The organism is Paenibacillus germinis, from assembly GCF_013141785.1.
GTDB lineage: Bacteria > Bacillota > Bacilli > Paenibacillales > NBRC-103111 > Paenibacillus_E > Paenibacillus_E phytorum.
The window spans coordinates 1-17,200 of sequence record NZ_WHOC01000160.1; the positions used below are offsets into that span (position 1 = coordinate 1).

Here is a 17,200-nt window from a genome sequence, read left to right on the forward strand (position 1 = left end):
TCGCAAAAGCTGTACGAATAACTATCGAACAATCGAATTTCAAATACGTGTTTACCGAAAGCCGGACCGATTCGGCTCGACAGGCTGGAGGGAGAGAGGATTGACGGTAAACATCGCTCCTGCGGCCATCCCGAAACCGCGATAGGAAATACCATCCTCGGTTCGGTTAAGCTTTTTCGCTAGATCGTAAACTTCGTCCCAGGTCATGCCGTTGCGCGGATATGAAATCCCGAACTTATCAAAAATATCTTTGTTGTAATACAGCACCAATGTATCCATCGATGGCGGCAAGCCGTAAATGCCGCCTTTCCGGGAAATGTTCTTTGATCTTGATACCGTAATCCTTCATAAACTGTTCTTCGCTCACATTCGATACGGTCTGCCAGATCGATAGCTCTACAGGCTCCTTCCTATTCACATCATTTTTTGCCCGTTCCTCTTCCTTGCGGCTTCCGTTATCCTGGCCTGTGCAAGCTGCAAGCTGCAAGCAGCAGAGCAAACACAATCAGTAAAACGGGAAGAGCGGCATACTTCCTGTACCCGATTTTTTCCGTATCCATTAGGCAATCCCCCTTGTAATCGTCGTGTTACACTTGCAAATAATACTTTCTGTAAGCGCATTCGAATTTACCCAAGGTTTTAAACCTTTTCACCCTTATTTATCCTTGAAAACGTCATTTTTGAGTTATTAACCATATTCATCATTTAAACAATTCACTCATCCAATCCCCCCTATCGATCCGATCATATGCTAAAATCTTAATATGAATATTACCACAGGGACAATGAACAATAACAAAGCTGTTTATATAATTCAATCATTAACCTTCAAAAAAAAATCTCAAGGAGGCCGTTACTTGCTTTCTATCAAATCTGTCATTTATGACGATCGCATCGAAAATTGGAGCATCAACGACAAAAAAGTGCCGCATCATATTCTGATTTTCGTAACAAGCGGAAAGGTAGTCTACCATCTTTTGGATCAAGTCGTCGAGCTGAAGCAAGGCGACGTGATGTTCATTCCGGCCGGAACGAGCCGTTCCTGTCAAAACGAAGACAAAGAGCTGCACCAGAAATATTCCACCCACTTCACTTCCACAGGAAATGCGGATGCCGCTCTTGCTCCTTTGAGGGCAAACGGCTTCTTTACCTGCAAAATCCAAAACGAAATCTACTTTAAGCAGCGGTTTTCCGTCCTTTTAATGCAATGGTTCAACCAAACGTCCGGCAACGAGCTGATTTGCGAAGGAATCTTGACGGAGCTGCTCGGGTGGGTCATTCAGGAACATTCCCGGAAACAAGGCGTGTCCGCGGTCAAGCAGGATCTGATGAATCGGCTGCAGTCCTACATTATTCACAACCATTGCAAACCGCTCCGCCTGTCCGATCTCGCCGATCACATTGAGCGTTCGCCAAATCATGTAACCAAATTGTTCAAAGAAACGCTTGGACAAACCCCGGTTGAATACATTCGTCAAGTCAAAGTATCCGTAGCCTGTGAGCTGCTCAAGAACAGCGGGATGACGATAGCGGAAATATCCGATCATCTCGGGTTTTGCGAGCAATCCCATTTCCACCGCGTCTTTAAAACATGTACCGGACTTGCACCATCAGCCGTTCAGAAAGGACACCCCGTTGCATTCATGCCGCTCAGGGAGATGATTCTTCGCTCCAGGCAAATTTATTATTGATTGAATTGTTCAAATAACAATTTTTCCACTCATGGATGACCGCACGAATATATATTAAAATGTCCCTGTAGAATCAATTAATCTGATTATTTGTGGATAAAGGAGACGAATGATCCCCTTCGAACGGCAAGATAATCATGATTAAATCACACAAAAGATGGACAGGAGGAATCAGATGAATAAGCGGAAAATTCGCCTGGAAAACCAATACGTCGGTCTTGCCTTTGACAGCGTGACAGGCGAACTTGTGGAGCTCGTGAACAACATTACCGGCGAAATCTGTTGAAAAATTGGTTTCGCAATCGCAGTATGCCGTTCGCTCTGATGCTGAGAAAAGGCAGCGAAGAGCCGTTTTGTGTCGGAGCCCCGGCTTCTCGCGAAGCGGCGGTCAATAACAAGCTGAAACCGCACATCAGTTTAGCCTCGTCTGAGGAAGGCATCTCTGACATTCGGATGCGGTACGAATACCTTCACTCCCCCGTCGGGGATCTTCACATTGCCGTGGAGATCGGCGTCCGGATTGTTCCGGGCGATCCGGAGACGGTTTGGACGATCCGTTTGGAGCACCAGGAACCGGATATCGTCGTGGAAGAGGTTCGTTTTCCATGCTTATTCGGCGTGTACTGGGGAGAGACGTGGCAAGACGATACACTTGTCTATCCGTTCAATGCCGGTGAAAAAATTACGAACGCGGTGGAAACATACGCCGCCCCCCTTCCATCATCCATTGGAAGTGGCAGGATTACAAGTACAACTACTATTTAAAAGGAGTCAATTCAAAAAGGGAAAAGGACGGTTCGTTTGTTCGGGAGCATCGATATTCCGGGCCTCTTTCCATGATGTGGCTGGATTATTACAGTGACAGCCATGGCCTCTATCTTGCCTCCTACGATGAGCAATTTCATGTGGCAGGCTTGCATTGCGAAACGTTCGGCCCCGCCGAGCCGGGCATTGGCTTCTATGCCATTCGGTATCCATTCCTGGAAAATGAAGAAACATGGAATTCGGGACGATATGATGGAACAATTGTTCATAAGTTTCGGGACTTGCCCCGGCTCTATGAGCAAGCAAAGCAAATGGGACTCAATCATCTGCTCCTGTCCGGCTGGCATGTCGATGGTTTCGACCATGGCTTCCCGATTTATCGGCCCGACCCGGAACTGGGCACTGCCGAGGAGCTGGCTGAACATGTTCAGGCGATTCGCCGGAACGGCGGTCATGTGGCGTTTTACATCAATTCGAAATTATTGAATATGAAGTATGAGGAGCTTACATCATTTAGAGATGATTATGCCGTGCACAACCGTACCGGACTTATGAAGATCGAACGTTATGGCGACGACAACCTTTCTTTTGCCGTCTTATGCAATGGATCGGAAGGATGGCGGCACTATTTGTTCGAAACGGTTCGCTTTTTGGTGGACAAAATAGGGGCGGACTCGATGTACTTCGATCAGTTGGGAATGTCGCCGCCGCCGTTTTGCTTTCGCGCGGATCATAACCACCGCCACGACGGATGGAATATCGGATATGGTCAGTTTCTGGATCAGGTCAATGAACGGTTCGCCATCGGCTCGATGTACGAGGGTGTTACCGACATTCACGGAAACAAAATATGCGAGCAGCTGATCTCGACATTTTTTTATCACCATAGCGGAGCTTTTCCGGAATTGTACCGGTATACGTTCCCCGATCAGAGACTGATCGATATGATTTACCCTTCTAAAAAGCAGGCCATGCGTCCTGTACACGTCTCCCAGGTTTCCCGGGACATGATCGACCGGGCGTTTTTGATCGGATGCTACTTGTGGATGTATGACCTTGAAAATGACAATACGTTCCAGAGCGATCCCGACATGCTGAACTACGTGATGAAGGTTGTCCGGCTGCGAAAGCAGTGGCTGGAGCTTTACGGCCAAGGAACATTTCTTGATGATACCGAAATCGCTCATTCGACGTCTGGAGTAACGGCAAAGACCTTCTGTTTTGAAAATCGGGAAACGATCATAACCGTATGCAGCCGGAATCCAGAATCGGCATGGACGATCGATTTCAAACCGAAGGAACGGACTGTGAAGAGTGCTGATCTGTATGAGTTAGCGACAGATTCTCACGAAGGCGAGCCGGCTTCAAATTGCAAAATACTCAGTGTCACTCCGTTGACGCACGAGGGAGAGCCGATTATGCAGATCACCGCAGCATCGGCAAGACTGGCTTTCATTCATATTCTTTATGACGAGATGTAAGGGGCAATGATGCCGGAAATGAACAGCGATCCTACTGAGCTTGTTGTCATTAAGCAGACAAACGCAATACATTTTTATATCAAAGGAACGAATCCGAAAAGCAACCGTTATCTTCATTATCAGTTGAAGCGATTTCAGGTTCCATTCGATGCAGATGCCGTCAAACCGAATCATAACTTGGATGTATGGCGAATGCATGAGGTGTACGAGGTCGAACGAACCGGCGCGTATTCGTTTGCGAACGTCAGATCAGGTCCGATCGTGCATGGAGGCGAATGGGAATGCGCAATCATGGAAAAGGACGCCTCGGATTTCATGGGAGGAAATGCCCACGGGGACGAGATTATGTTAAACGCCCGTTTTTTCTTCGACGATGTGGAGCAGGATCCGAGCATTCCCGGTACATTTACATGCAGATCCATCACTTTTATTTCTCATTCCCGATTATTCCGAGATATCAAGCATCTATCGGCAGGACAATGGATTGTAGATTCGACAAGAAGCATCCCCGTAGCCAAACATTGCAAATTGTTTCGCATCCATTCCAGCCGGATTTGCCTGGACCAAGAGATCGAATGGCTTGTCGACACGGCGCTGAGCCGCTCCTATTTCGCCATGCTGCCGATCAAACGGAAATTACTCGGGGCTTCGGCCGACCAAATAACCGATCGCCTATGCTGCGATTCCGATCCTGAAGCTTACGATATATCCTGGGATGGATTTACCCATGAAGCGAATCGGAAACGTCCCGGTATCAGGAAAGTGATGGCATGGGGAACATCGTCTGGGATTTCCGCCGAACTGGAGATTCAAGAACGGAACGTATGGCTGCCGAATGAAAATCATCACGTCTCGAATGCGGAGCTCTACAACAAATTGTACTTCGACTTCTCCGGAGAATGCAGCGTCAGTCCGGGTGATGTCTGGTTGCAAAAAGCCAAATATGTCCTTAATACGGTAAACTGACGCGATCAATGCTAGCAAGGCGTTCCCAATCTGCGGCGTTATTCCAGTTACAAAGAAGTCTATTAGCAATTTACTTTACGAAAGAGGTGACGGCATTGCAACGTATGGGCATTGGATTACAGTTGTACACCCTACGGGATCATATGGCCGCCGATCCGGCTGGAACGCTAAGCAAAGTAGCGGAGCTCGGTTATGAAGGCGTCGAATTCGCCGGATACTTCGGCACGCCGGCTGTAGAGCTGCGCGCGCTGCTCGATGAACTCGGCCTGAAAGCGATCGGCAGTCACGTAAGTCTATCCAATATCCGCAATAATTTATTTGGCGAAATCGAGTATCTGAAAACCATCGGCGGACAATATCTGATTTGCCCCATGGTGCCTAATAGCGAAAGGAAGACTGAGGAAGACTGGACCCGCGTGTTCGCATACTTTCAGGAGGTTGGCGCAGAGGTGCGCAAGCACGGTCTGCAGTTCGGCTATCATAACCACGCATTTGAGTTCGAGAGCAGGATCGGCGGGCAGGTTGCTTTTGATGCCTTGTACGCTTCCACCGGCGCGGATGAGGTGCAGGCTGAGATGGACGTCTGCTGGGTGCAGTACGCGAAGCAGGATCTGCTTGATTACATTGGCCGTTATGCGGGAAGGCTGCCGCTGCTGCATCTGAAAGACTTCAACCGCAGTGCTGACAATTGGATGCAGACGCTTGAACTGGGACAAGGCGAAGTAAACTTGCCGGCTGTCATCACCGCTTCGGGCGCGGCCGGGGTCAAATGGCTCATCATCGAGCAGGACAGCTGCCAGAAGCCGCCGCTCGAATGTGTCGCAAACAGCCTGCGCTGGTTGAAGCAGCATTATCCTGTTTCATTATCAAAACCTGAAGGAGACGTGTAACCTTGAGCAAATTGAAAATCGCCGTCATCGGCTGCGGTGCGATCGCCATCCGGCGCCATGTCCCGGAGTATGCGCAAAACCCGAATGTAGAGCTGGTTGCTTTTAGCGACCCTGTCATCGAGCGGGCGCAAAAGCTGGCTGAAACGTACAAAGCACAAGCTTTTGCCGATTATGAAACCATGCTGAAAAATGTAAAGGTTGATGCGGTCAGCGTTTGTACACCGAACGATCTGCACGCTCCTGCCGCAATTGCCGCTGCAAACGCCGGCGCTCATGTACTGGTTGAAAAGCCGATGGCGACAACCGCCGCAGAAGGTTTAGCCATGATCGAGGCTGCCCACCGCAACGGCGTTTATCTGATGGTCAGCCACAACCAGCGGCTGATGCCACCTCATGTGAAAGCGAAAGAAATTTTGGTGTCCGGACGACTCGGCAAAGTGCTGACATTCCGCACCTCATTCGGCCATCCCGGCCCGGAAGGCTGGAGCTTGGACGGCCGAAACAGCTGGTTTTTCCGCAAGGCCGAAGCCGTAATGGGCGCTATGGGTGACCTGGGCGTCCATAAGTCCGACCTGATCCGCTGGCTGCTGGACGACGAAGTAAGCGAAGTAGCCGCTTTTGTCGAAACGCTGCATAAAGCAGGCACGGATGTTGACGACAACTCCATCTGCCTGTTGCGAATGAAGAGCGGAACCATTGGCACGCTTGCCGCCAGCTGGACGTATTACAAAGGTCAGGACAACAGCACGGTGCTTTGGTGCGAGAACGGAGTGATGAAGATCGGAACTCACCCAGAAGACCAAGTGATCGTGGAACTGCGAGGCGGGACGATCGAACGGTACAAGGTAGGCGCGATCGCAACGAACGAGAAACAAACGTACAGCGGCGTCATTGATGCCTTCGTCAACAGCATCCATACCAAGACGCCGCCGGAAATTTCGGGCGAGGAAGGGCTGCGGTCTCTTCAGGTCATTTTGGCCGCGTTCGAATCGAAAGCAACCGGCATTTCATCAAGGTGGAATAAACAACACAAAAACGTACACTTTGCAAGCTGTAGCCGGCATTGCAAGTGTGCGTTTTGCTTCTATGACTTCTGCTTCATTGCAGCTGACGATCACATCGGCGAACCGGCTGCAGCTTGCGTTGCTCGAAGGAATTGAATCTTAACTCCAATACTCTTTTCGCTGAACACGTTAAACTCTGAAAGTCAAAAAGACCCGAAGCAGTGCTTCAGATCCGTGCTATAACTTATATTTAGCGGCAAAAGCATCTCGTCAAAGACCTGTTATTTCTCTGTCAACAGGAAAGGGCAGCAACCGAAATTTATAAGAAACCAACGGATCCTTTAATGCAGCAAGCAGTCGGCTACATTTATCGGAATGTCTTCAGTGAAATCAGCATGCAGGAAATTGCAAATAGACTTGGAATCAAGCAGCCCCAGCTTACCCGCCGTTTTCAGGCCGCTTATGGTGTTGTCCCAGTCGAGCTTGTAACCAGGCTGCGCTTGGAAGAAGCTAAAAAATTACTGTTGCAAACAGATGATACCCTAGAAGCCATCGCCTTACGGTGTGGCTATGAGAACGGCTCCTACCTAAGCCGCATATTCAGGACCAAAATCGGAACAAGCCCCTCCCTTTTCAGTAAAAAATTATCGTGTTTAAGTTTCTCTCCTCTTTCAGAACCCGTTTTCATAGCCCCAAAGAGGAAGCTTATTAAAAAGTTGCCTCATGTATCAGCAGCCTTTTGATGAAGCTTGTCCCGTCATCTGCATAGACATTAACAGGTTGAAGTCATATCCTGGCGCTCCCACGATTTGGATTCGAAAATCGACAATTTGATCCTGCCAAACGGAGTTCGATCTTTTCGGCTCTATTTCGTTCGTGCTGGACGTGGTAACCCCAAGAGCGCCGTTGTCAACGACCCATGATCCTTTTACCCCCTTCCATAACGACATGCCCTCGCTAAAATCATCTTGAAATTGTAGGTATTACCTATGCTTATCTATTTGTTTCACAAGTCAAATTGGGATAAGCAACTAAACATATTTTTGCCTTTAATACTCCTGCGGAAAAGTTATAATTAGTTTATCAGAATCGATAGGGAGGAACTTACATTGTCCATAATCAAGGTTGCCATCATCGGATGCGGCACGATTGCAAACGCCGCACATATCAAAGCATATCTGAACAATCCCAACGCCGAGATTAAGTATTTCTGCGATATCATCAAAGAGAAAGCAGATAAAGCCGTGCGTGACAGCGGCTGTGGGGAAGCGATTGAGGATTATCGCATTATCCTGAATGATCCGGAGATTGTGGCGGTATCCATCTGTACGCCGAATCATGTTCATGCGGCTATCTCCATCGAATGCTTGCGAGCGGGCAAGAACGTGCTTTGCGAGAAGCCGGCTGCAAGAACTTATGCAGAAGCGTTGGTGATGCAGAAGGCTCAGCATGAAACCGGACTTGTGTTGAATATCGGTGTGGTTAACCGTTTTAATACCGGCGTTAATCTGATCAAGAAGATGATCACGAATGGAGAACTTGGCGAGCTGTATCATGTATATGTCAGCTTTCGCTCCCAGCGTTCGATTCCGGGATTAGGCGGTACATTTACGACCAAGTCTATTGCTGGAGGAGGCGCACTGATCGACTGGGGCGTCCATTTCCTCGATATCGTCATGTATTGCTCGGGTGACCCGCTTCCTAAGACGGTATCCGGACAGACATATAGTAAATTGGGCTTGGACATGCCAAATTATTCGTATTTGAACATGTGGGCCGGCCCGCCAAATTATTCCGGTACCTATGACGTGGACGATTTCGTAACAGCCATGATCAGAACTGAAGGTCCAACAATTACATTAAACGGAGCATGGGCGCAAAATATCGGTGTAGACGAAATGTACATCGACTTTCTCGGGGACAAGGCCGGAATTCGCCTGCAATATGGCAAAGAGTTTAAAGTGTATGGAGCAAAAGATGGCGTATTGCTGGAGACAACTCCTTCCTTCAAGTCCGTTGATATGTTCCAGAACGAGATCGATGCGTTCCTCGACTGTATTCGTACCGGTGAGAAGCTGCCATCCCATATCGATACCGTGATTCTCTCCTCGCAAATCATCCAAGGTATATACGATTCATCCGATTTAAATAGAGAAATTGCATTCTAAATCAACCATGGAGGATGGAAAATGAAAAAAATCGGTTTTATCGACTATTATCTCGATGAATGGCATGCAAACAAATACCCAGAATGGATCGAAAAGGCATCCGGCGGAACGATGAAAGTAACTTGTGCCTATGGTAAAGCGGATGCGCCGAACGGGCGGGACAATGCTACCTGGTGCCACGACATGGGCATTGAGCTACTGCCTACGATTGAAGCAGTCGTTAACAACAGTGATTATTTAATCGTACTGTCCCCCGACCATCCAGAATTTCATGAAGAATTGGCTTTGCTTCCCTTGCGGTCAGGCAAACCGACATTCATGGATAAAACCTTCACTACCGATCGTCAGACAGCAATAAAGCTGTTCGAATGGGCTTCGAAGCATAACACACCGATCTATTCATCCTCGGCATTGCGATTTGCTCCCGAATATACAATGGCCCGAAGGAAGGAAATCGATACACTATGCAGCCATGGGCCAGGTAAATATGCCAACTATGCCATTCATCAGATCGAGCCGATTGTATCCCTAATGGGGGCCAGAGCGGAGCGGATCATGTCCATTGGCACAGTGCTAACACCTGGCTTGCTGATCGGCTACCCAAACGGACGGCAAGCAACGATTCATCATATTCAGGACAGCCCGTTTCTTCTCACCATTCAATTCGTGAACGGTGATTCCGCAAGACTTGAGGCAGAAACAGATTTCTTTGCAGCATTCATCGATAATCTGATACAATTCTTCCATACGGGCATATCCACGGTTGAACCGGCGGAGACAATTGCGGCCATTACCCTGTTTGAGTATGGGCTTAAAGCGATGCAAACCCCCTATCAGTGGATTGAATTACCGGACAAATTCAGCGAATAGAGGCATTGAGCATTATGGACATGGAAAATACGATGCATGCGGGTTGCCAATTTCACTTCGATAACAAATTTGTAGAAGGACAAGCAACCTTCGGGGGAATCGATCTGTTCCAGATCGGGGAGATCTGCTGTGAATGCGGGTATGAAATTCCAGCGCATAACCAATATTGTCTTGAGTTAAGCTGCATCGTCTCAGGAAGCGGATATTTCTTTATCAACGATACCTGCATCAAGGTGGCAGCAGGAGATATCCTGTTCAATTCGGCAGGATATAGCCACGCCATTAAGACTGACCAAACCAACATGCTTCGCTTTGTATACATGGGATTTAAATTTAATGAACTAGCCGACATGGAGTTTGCCGAGATACAGGCATTTCTTCAGTCGGCTCCTTATCATTTTGCCAAAGATACACACAATCTGCTAATTCCTTTCATGCGCAACATCGATGAATTTTATTCTCGGAAGCCCTATTCTCACACCATGATTCGAAACTACTTCGAGGAAATCATCGTTTCCGCCTATCGTTCCTTTACTCAGAAAGCTGACAAAGTATCGCAATATATGCCGGAAAGGTCTCCTCATTCGGTAGGGCAGACCGTATATGCCGTAATCCGCCATATCGAGAATCATATTTTCGAGCTCAGAAGCATTAATGTGCTTGCAAAGAATTTGAATTACAACTCTTCCTATTTGTCCCATGTGTTCAAGCAGCGAACAGGTATGACTTTACAGCGCTATATTAATCACAAGAAGATAGAGAAGTCGCTTGAATTGCTTAAATACAGTAATATCTCAATCAAACAAGTAGGAGAGAAGCTCGGTTATGAGACGATCCAATCGTTCAGCAAGGCGTTCTCGCGCATAATGGGCTATCCCCCTTCCCATTATGTGGCCAATCAGCGTGAACAATATTAATAGATAATTGTTTACAGTATCATTAACCAGTCGCATTAAATCGAATTCAAAAAAACTCCTGAATCAAACTATCAGGCCATTGAAAAAGTCCAAATCTTATAAACGCTATAAAATCGAAGCAAAGAATAGCGAGCTTAAACATAGACACGGGTATGATGTAGCATCTTCCTCAGGTCTGATTGGTATGCACTTGCAAGGAGCGATGGCCAGCAGTTGCTACAAACAGAGACAATGTGAAGCAGAGCAGGGCGAATCGTCGCAGCCTGGTGCGCATCAAACTCTTACGTCCTTTCCTAGATGAATCGCGGGGGTTACGATAAGAAAATGCCGCCAACACGAAGAAATAGAAATAGAAGCTGTCCACTTAGTTCCATGACAGCTCCTTGGAAAACTCCTCTTCTCTAGCGAGCTTGCAGCAATTCCTCCACAAATGCGATGTACAGCTGAACGGCCTCCACCACTTGCGCCACTTCCACATACTCATCGACAGTATGGGCTTGCGCCAAGCTGCCCGGACCGCAGATAAGCGTCGGAATGCCCTTGTCGAGCATGAAGAACGGTGCCTCGCACGTGGCCGCGAACGATTCGACGCGGGGCGCGTCCGTCCTTCCGGCGGCTGCCCGAACGCGCGAGCCCGCGTGAATCGCGGCTCGGACGAGCGGATGCTCGGTATCGATATGGCTCGCGGGAACGAACAAATAGTTCTCCAGCTCGTAGGCATCGCCGTCGCCGTCCGGTACAGCTTCCTGGAGACAACGCTCGATCTCCGTTCGCACTTGCGCCCTCGTCTCCCCCGGCAGCAAGCGCCGGTCGATCTCTGCCACGCACCATCCCGGCACCATGTTCGGGGCGTCGCCTCCGTGAATTTGTGTGACGGTGAGCGAGGAGCGCCCGACGATCGGATGCGAGCGGCCCTCCACTTCCACGCTCAGCTTCGCTAGGCCGACGATGTAGGGAACCATCTTATGGATCGCGTTGTCCGGCTGCTCGGTGAAGGCGGTGTGCCCCGGCGTACCACGCGTCCGCAGCCGATACCTGGCGACGCCGCGATGGCCGACGCACAGTTGTAGCCCTGTCGGTTCGCCGATGATCGCATAGTCTGCCGTCAGATCTTCCGCAAGGAATAGCTTCATCCCGGCGTTCTCCCGCTCCTCATCCACGTTGAAGAAGAGAATCAGATCGCCGCAGAAAGGATTGCCCGCCCGTTTCAGTGTTATCGCGGCGTACATCATGGCGGCCACGCCCGCCTTCATGTCGGAGGAACCGCGGCCATACAGCTTGCCGTCTTCCACGGCTCCGCCTAGCGGATCACGGCTCCAGCCGGCTCCAGCAGGGACGACGTCCAAATGGCCGTTCAAGATGAGCTTGCGCCCCGGTCCCGGCCTGGAGCCTGACAGCCGAGCCACTACGTTCGGCCGACCTGGAGCGGCCCAGCTGAACTCAGCCGCAATCCCGTACTGAGTGAGCGTATCAAGGACGAAGGCGGCGACTTCTTCTTCGGTTGTCGTTGGATTCTCGCTGTTCCGGCTGATCAGCCCCTGTACCAGGGCAATCAATTCCTTGTTGTGATCCTTCTTGCATTCTTGTTCGTCCCCCATAAGCTTCAACTCCCCGTCCGTCTCCTTCAATTGTTCTTCCCTCTCGCGTTCACATGCAGTGTCCCAACCACTCGCCCAGCTCGCACCTTCAGAAGCTCATCATACAGATTCGGAATCGCACAGCAGTGATTCGGGATGATCTCCACCTCATCGCCCACGCGAAAGCTGATCTGCTCCGGGTCAAAGCGGAGGTAGCCGTGCTCCTCGTTCACCTTCACAAGTTCCACCCCCGGCTTCCCTACGATATAGCCGTAAGTAGGCCCTGCCGCCGACAGGTCGCTCGTCAGCGTCTTCGATCCAGCGTCAATCGTGGCGTAGCCAGGCAGGGGGACGCTGACCACCGTGCTGTGAATGCGCAAAGCGCATTCCTCTTCGCCCATGACGCCGAACGCAAGCGCATTGCGATCTCCGAACACATAGTGGCCTGCCCGGGATTGCGTAATGCCGCGCAAATGCTCGGAATGAAATGAGGATGGCGTAGAGCCTCCGGATAGTATGGAAATGCAGAATCCTTCCGCTTCGAGCATACGCTTGGCATCCAGCAGCAGCTTCGATTCTCCTTCTGCAATCTTCTGGACCTCTTCCGTGGAACGAGCGCCATAGATTTGGCCGAAGTAGGTGAACACGCCTATAAGCTCAATCCCCGGCAGCTCGCGGAATCGCCAAGCCAACTTCAGTGCCGCCTCGCCCGGCTGAACCCCTTCACGATGGCTGCCTCCGTCGATGTCCAGCAGCACGCGGACCTTCTCGCCGAGCTCCTCCCCGACCCGGGACAATCCTTCCGCCACGACCCAGTTGTCAGCAATCGTGATGACCTTAACTCGGCTCATTACTCCCTTCAATCGCCTGACATTGCGTTCCCCTACAATCGGATAGGCGATTAGAATCGGGCCGATGCCCGCCTCCGCCATCACCTCCGCTTCCGACAGCTTTGCTGTCGTAATACCCGCCGCTCCCGCTGTAAGTTGCATAAGCGCGATTTCAACAGACTTGTGCGTCTTTATATGGGGCCAATGTTCGATGCCATTGTCGCGCAAGCCCTTCTGCATCCGGTTGATGTTGGCCTCCAGCCGGTCGAAGTCTACATATACGTACGGAGTCGAATAATCGATGCTGTTCATGTTGTTCACGCTGTTCTCACGATCCTCTCGGTTAGCTTTCTATTGAATGGAGAAATGCCTCTCTCCTATTGGACTAGAAGAGAGGCTGTGTGGGACAGGCTTTATTTCTCGTAAGACGGATACGTCTTCTCGTAGATCTTCAAATATTCATCCATCCCCATCTTCTTAATCGTGCTCACGTATTCGTCCCACTTGTCGAAGCCGACTTTGCCGTAGATGAACTTCGCCTGCATGTCTTTCATGTAGGTGATCAGATCGTTCTCCAGTATCCGAATCCGCTCGCTGTCCTCGGTCGCGAACACGAACTGCGGCCACAGCTTCTTAGGCGTAAAGAGCATCAAGTTCAACCCGGCTTTCTTAGTAATCTCCCCAATGGCATGATCGCCGAAATATTTGTCTCCTGCTACCGAGGGGTTTGACCCCCCGCTCCAGACGACATACTTGCCCAACACTTCTTCCTTCGTCTGACCCGCTGGATTGTTCGTCACGACGTCCATGTATTTGATCTTTCCATCGGAGCCCGTGGTGTACGTCTTCCCGTCGATCCCCATGAAGTAGAGCTTCTGACCCTCTTCCCCGTAGAAATAATCGACCCACCGCATCGTCGCCTCAGGGTACTTGTTCTCCTTCGTAATCGTGAAGGTGCCTACCGCCGACAGGCTGGAATTGAGACTCGCGTACAGCTGGTCACCCTTCGGTCCTTTGAGTGCGGCCGACAAGCCGACAAAATCATTCTCATGCTCCTTGCCCACATAGGAGTTGTTCGCAGTGATATTCACCCCGATCTGATCCTGGGCGCCCTTGGCCGCAATGTTCGGCAGCGTCATCGTGAAGATTTCCTGATCCAGCAGCTTCTCCGCGTACAGCTTGTTGATAAATTGCAGAAGCTCCTTGAAACGGTCGTCCGTCTGAATGAATCTAAGCTTGTTAGTGGCCGGGTCGACATCGACCATCTGATGGTGAGCCCCGCGCGTGCCAAGCCCGTAGGCTCCCTTCAGCCCTTCCGTTATGGACAAGATCTGCTGTCCGGAAGAGAGCGGAATTTCGTCGTTTTTGCCGTTCTTGTTCGGATCCTTTTCTTTAAACGCTTTCAACACCGTATAGAGCTCGTCGATCGTCGTCGGTTCTTTCAGATTTAAGTTGCTCAGCCATTTCTGGTTCACGAATATTTTATTCGACAGCCGGGATGGTGTCGCGGTGATCAGATAAGGCAGCGAGTAGATTTTGCCGTCCGGCATCGTCACGCCTTTTTTCACATCCGGGTTCTCGTCTAATAATTTCTTGAAATTCGGCGCGTACTTGTCGATCAGATCGTTCAAGGGGAGGAACATCCCTTGCCCGCCGTATTTGGTGAGCTCGGCCCCCGTAAACCCGACCTTGAATAAGGCGTCAGGCAGCGTCCCCGTGTTGAGCAGCAAGTTCTTCTTCTCCGTTACGTTCGCTTGCTGGACCACATCCCACTCGATATGCACGCCGGTCATCTGCTCGTACACCTTCCAGATCTCGACGTCCTTGAATTCCCCCTTGTTGTAAGGCCCTGCCATAGCGAACATCTTGAGGGTCACCGGCTTGTTGACGATCGGCATCCCCGCTGCGTTCAAGTAGTCGGGCGCAGTCGTTTTCTTCCCGCTGTTCGTACTCTTGCTCGCATCACCTGAATCTGTGCCTGAACTGCTGCACCCTGCAACCAAGGTTGCCACCATAACCGACGATAGGACGGCTCCTGCCACTTTCTTGCGTTTGATCACGAAACATTACCTCCCTTTTATATGGACAATCCATGAAACCAGGGTCATGTCGCAGCTAGCCCTTAAGGGCGCCAATCAACAGTCCTTTAACAAAATATTTCTGCAGAAACGGATACAGCACGAGCACCGGGAGGCTGGCCACGATAATGACTGCGTACTTGATCCCTTCCGCCATCATTTGTTTCGATGCCAGCGTATCGACATCGGCCATAATCTGCTCCGACATCTGGTTCTGGATTAAAATTTCGCGCAGCACCAACTGCAGCGGGAACTGTGCACGGTCGGACAAGTAGATCAAAGCGTTGAAGAACGCGTTCCAGTGGCCCACGCCGTAGAATAGTACCATAACCGCCAGAATAGGCTTAGACAGCGGCAGAATGATGCGGATCAGCACGCCGATATTGGAACAGCCGTCCACGAACGCCGCCTCCTGCAGCTCGCCCGGAATCGACGATTGCAAGAAGGTACGCATGATGATGATGTTGTAGATCGACACGGCATTCGGAATGACCATAGCCCAGATCGTGTTGACCATCCCTAGCGATTTGACCACTAGATAGGTGGGGATCAATCCCCCGCTGAAGAACATCGTGAACACCAACAGGCCTGTGATGAGATTCCTTCCGGCAAAATCCCGTCTCGACAGCGGATAAGCCGCGCATATCGTCAAGGCCAAATTGATCGCGGTGCCTAGGAGCGTGTACAGAATCGTATTGCGGTAGCCGATCATAATGTTCGGGTCGCGGAATACCATGTTGTACGCATCGAACGTTATGTCCTTCGGAAACAGCCACACATTGCCCTTAATCACTTCCAAAGGATTGCTTAACGATGAACTTAGGATGAATAGCAACGGATAGATGACAATCACGGAAAGCAGCGTTAGTAGAAACGTGTTGACGGCGATAAATACTTTGTCGTTACTCGACTTGCCTATAGATTCCATGCTCAGTAGTGACCCCCCCTTACCATAAACTCGTGTCGCTTGTTTTTCTGGCGGCGGCATTCACCATGATGAGCAGCGTGAAATTGATGAGGGAGTTGAACAGCCCGACAGCGGTCGAGAAGCCGTACTCCGCTCCCAGAATCCCGCTCCGGTACACGAAAGTCGAGATCACATCGGACCCGACCCGGTTCAAGTCGTTCTGCATCAGGAATACCTTCTCGAAGCCAACGTTCATGATCGAGCCCATGTCCAGAATGAATAGAATAATGGCTGTCGGGATCAGCGCTGGGATGTTGATATGCCGGATCCGCTGCATGCGGGTCGCCCCCTCCATGACCGCAGCTTCATGGAGCAGCGGGTCCACACTGGCGAGCGCCGCTATATAGATAATCGAGCCCCAGCCCATATGCTGCCATACCCCGGAGAAGACATAGATCGACTTGAACATGGAAGCATCCCCCATGAAGTAGATCGCTTTTCCCCCGGCCAGCTCGATCACCCGGTTCACGATACCTGTCTGCGGCGACAAGAACATCGTCAACATCCCTACCAGGACGACGATCGAGATGAAATGAGGGGCGTACGTAATCGTCTGCACCGTCTTCTTGAACCTCTTCCCGCCTACCTCATTTAGCATGAGCGCGAGCAGGATTGGGACTGGAAAGCCCACCAGCAGTTGATACAAGCTAAGCCCGAGCGTATTCCAGATCAAATCCCAGAAGTAGTAGCTTTTGAAGAACCGTTGAAAATGGTCCAAGCCGATCCACGGGCTATCCCAGATCCCCATGGTGGCGATGTAGTTCTTGAATGCGATCTGAACCCCGTACATTGGGATGTATTGGAAGATTGCCACGTAGGCCAGAACCGGAAGAATGAGCAAATACAAATCCCAATTCCGTCGGAGCTGCTTGCTAACCGTTATTAGGAATACCTGCACCTCAGGACCTCCTCCTTTTCTGCCAAAAATGTCCGTACAATGCTCTTGAGCTAGGGGAAAACGCTTTGATTTCGCTGATGACCCGAATCGCTTCATAG

General features: G+C 50.3%; 17 protein-coding genes and 1 pseudogene. 11 read left to right on the forward strand and 7 right to left on the reverse strand.

Annotated features, from left to right (window positions below; all coding sequences use genetic code 11):
• Positions 1-51: 51 nt before the first annotated feature.
• The gene (locus tag GC102_RS31115) at positions 52-342 is read right to left on the reverse strand and encodes an extracellular solute-binding protein (protein ID WP_312883419.1); all 291 of its coding nucleotides are present in this window, start codon (positions 340-342) and stop codon (positions 52-54) included.
• Between the two features lie 515 nt (positions 343-857).
• Here GC102_RS31115 and GC102_RS31120 point away from each other — a divergent pair.
• The 7 genes from GC102_RS31120 (at position 858) to GC102_RS31150 (ending at position 7,540) form a co-directional block, all read left to right on the forward strand.
• The gene (locus tag GC102_RS31120) at positions 858-1,691 is read left to right on the forward strand and encodes an AraC family transcriptional regulator (RefSeq protein WP_171692945.1); all 834 of its coding nucleotides are present in this window, start codon (positions 858-860) and stop codon (positions 1,689-1,691) included.
• 282 nt (positions 1,692-1,973) lie between these two features.
• Positions 1,974-2,456 (forward strand): hypothetical protein, encoded by a 483-nt coding sequence (locus GC102_RS31125; protein WP_171692946.1) that lies wholly within the window; start codon positions 1,974-1,976, stop codon positions 2,454-2,456.
• Positions 2,457-2,527: 71 nt separating this feature from the next.
• Entirely contained in the window at positions 2,528-3,937 is a 1,410-nt protein-coding gene (locus tag GC102_RS31130) for a DUF6259 domain-containing protein (RefSeq protein WP_171692947.1), read from the forward strand.
• An 18-nt stretch (positions 3,938-3,955) separates the two neighbouring features.
• Positions 3,956-4,903, forward strand: coding sequence for a hypothetical protein (locus GC102_RS31135; protein ID WP_171692948.1), 948 nt, complete (start codon positions 3,956-3,958; stop codon positions 4,901-4,903).
• A 95-nt stretch (positions 4,904-4,998) separates the two neighbouring features.
• Positions 4,999-5,793 (forward strand): sugar phosphate isomerase/epimerase family protein, encoded by a 795-nt coding sequence (locus GC102_RS31140; RefSeq protein ID WP_171692949.1) that lies wholly within the window; start codon positions 4,999-5,001, stop codon positions 5,791-5,793.
• 2 nt (positions 5,794-5,795) lie between these two features.
• Complete coding sequence (locus GC102_RS31145) at positions 5,796-6,953, forward strand: Gfo/Idh/MocA family protein (RefSeq protein ID WP_171692950.1); 1,158 nt, start codon at positions 5,796-5,798, stop codon at positions 6,951-6,953.
• A 188-nt stretch (positions 6,954-7,141) separates the two neighbouring features.
• Positions 7,142-7,540 (forward strand): helix-turn-helix domain-containing protein, encoded by a 399-nt coding sequence (locus GC102_RS31150; RefSeq protein ID WP_171692951.1) that lies wholly within the window; start codon positions 7,142-7,144, stop codon positions 7,538-7,540.
• On the opposite strand, the gene GC102_RS31155 is transcribed toward GC102_RS31150, so the two are convergent.
• Positions 7,526-7,747, reverse strand: a complete 222-nt coding sequence (locus GC102_RS31155) for a hypothetical protein (RefSeq protein WP_171692952.1) — start codon at positions 7,745-7,747, stop codon at positions 7,526-7,528. The two genes, GC102_RS31150 and GC102_RS31155, sit on opposite strands and share 15 nt — an antisense overlap.
• A gap of 159 nt (positions 7,748-7,906) precedes the next feature.
• Here GC102_RS31155 and GC102_RS31160 point away from each other — a divergent pair, with 159 nt between their 5' ends.
• From GC102_RS31160 to GC102_RS39740, 4 genes and pseudogenes are all read left to right on the forward strand, one after another.
• Positions 7,907-8,965 (forward strand): Gfo/Idh/MocA family protein, encoded by a 1,059-nt coding sequence (locus GC102_RS31160; RefSeq protein WP_171692953.1) that lies wholly within the window; start codon positions 7,907-7,909, stop codon positions 8,963-8,965.
• Positions 8,966-8,986: 21 nt separating this feature from the next.
• Positions 8,987-9,835 carry a Gfo/Idh/MocA family oxidoreductase gene (locus GC102_RS31165; RefSeq protein WP_171692954.1) on the forward strand — a complete coding sequence of 283 codons (849 nt, stop codon included), beginning with the start codon at positions 8,987-8,989 and terminating at the stop codon, positions 9,833-9,835.
• 14 nt (positions 9,836-9,849) lie between these two features.
• Positions 9,850-10,752: a helix-turn-helix domain-containing protein gene (locus tag GC102_RS31170; protein WP_171692955.1), complete on the forward strand. Its 903-nt coding sequence runs from the start codon at positions 9,850-9,852 to the stop codon at positions 10,750-10,752.
• Between the two features lie 85 nt (positions 10,753-10,837).
• Positions 10,838-11,053, forward strand: a pseudogene (locus tag GC102_RS39740) (hypothetical protein); the annotation flags it as partial.
• 100 nt (positions 11,054-11,153) lie between these two features.
• Here the strand turns inward: GC102_RS39740 and GC102_RS31175 are convergent.
• The 5 genes from GC102_RS31175 to GC102_RS31195 all read right to left on the reverse strand — a co-directional run bounded on the left by GC102_RS31175 (position 11,154) and on the right by GC102_RS31195 (position 17,198).
• On the reverse strand, positions 11,154-12,350 hold the full coding sequence (locus tag GC102_RS31175) for a M20 family metallopeptidase (protein ID WP_171692956.1): 1,197 nt from the start codon (positions 12,348-12,350) through the stop codon (positions 11,154-11,156).
• Between the two features lie 26 nt (positions 12,351-12,376).
• Positions 12,377-13,471 (reverse strand): alanine racemase, encoded by a 1,095-nt coding sequence (locus GC102_RS31180; protein ID WP_171692961.1) that lies wholly within the window; start codon positions 13,469-13,471, stop codon positions 12,377-12,379.
• 101 nt (positions 13,472-13,572) lie between these two features.
• Positions 13,573-15,219, reverse strand: coding sequence for an extracellular solute-binding protein (locus GC102_RS31185; RefSeq protein ID WP_171692957.1), 1,647 nt, complete (start codon positions 15,217-15,219; stop codon positions 13,573-13,575).
• A 55-nt stretch (positions 15,220-15,274) separates the two neighbouring features.
• A complete protein-coding gene (locus tag GC102_RS31190) occupies positions 15,275-16,165 on the reverse strand; it encodes a carbohydrate ABC transporter permease (RefSeq protein ID WP_171692958.1) in 891 nt (296 codons plus the stop codon).
• Between the two features lie 19 nt (positions 16,166-16,184).
• On the reverse strand, positions 16,185-17,198 hold the full coding sequence (locus GC102_RS31195) for an ABC transporter permease (RefSeq protein WP_171692959.1): 1,014 nt from the start codon (positions 17,196-17,198) through the stop codon (positions 16,185-16,187).
• Positions 17,199-17,200 lie beyond the last annotated feature (2 nt).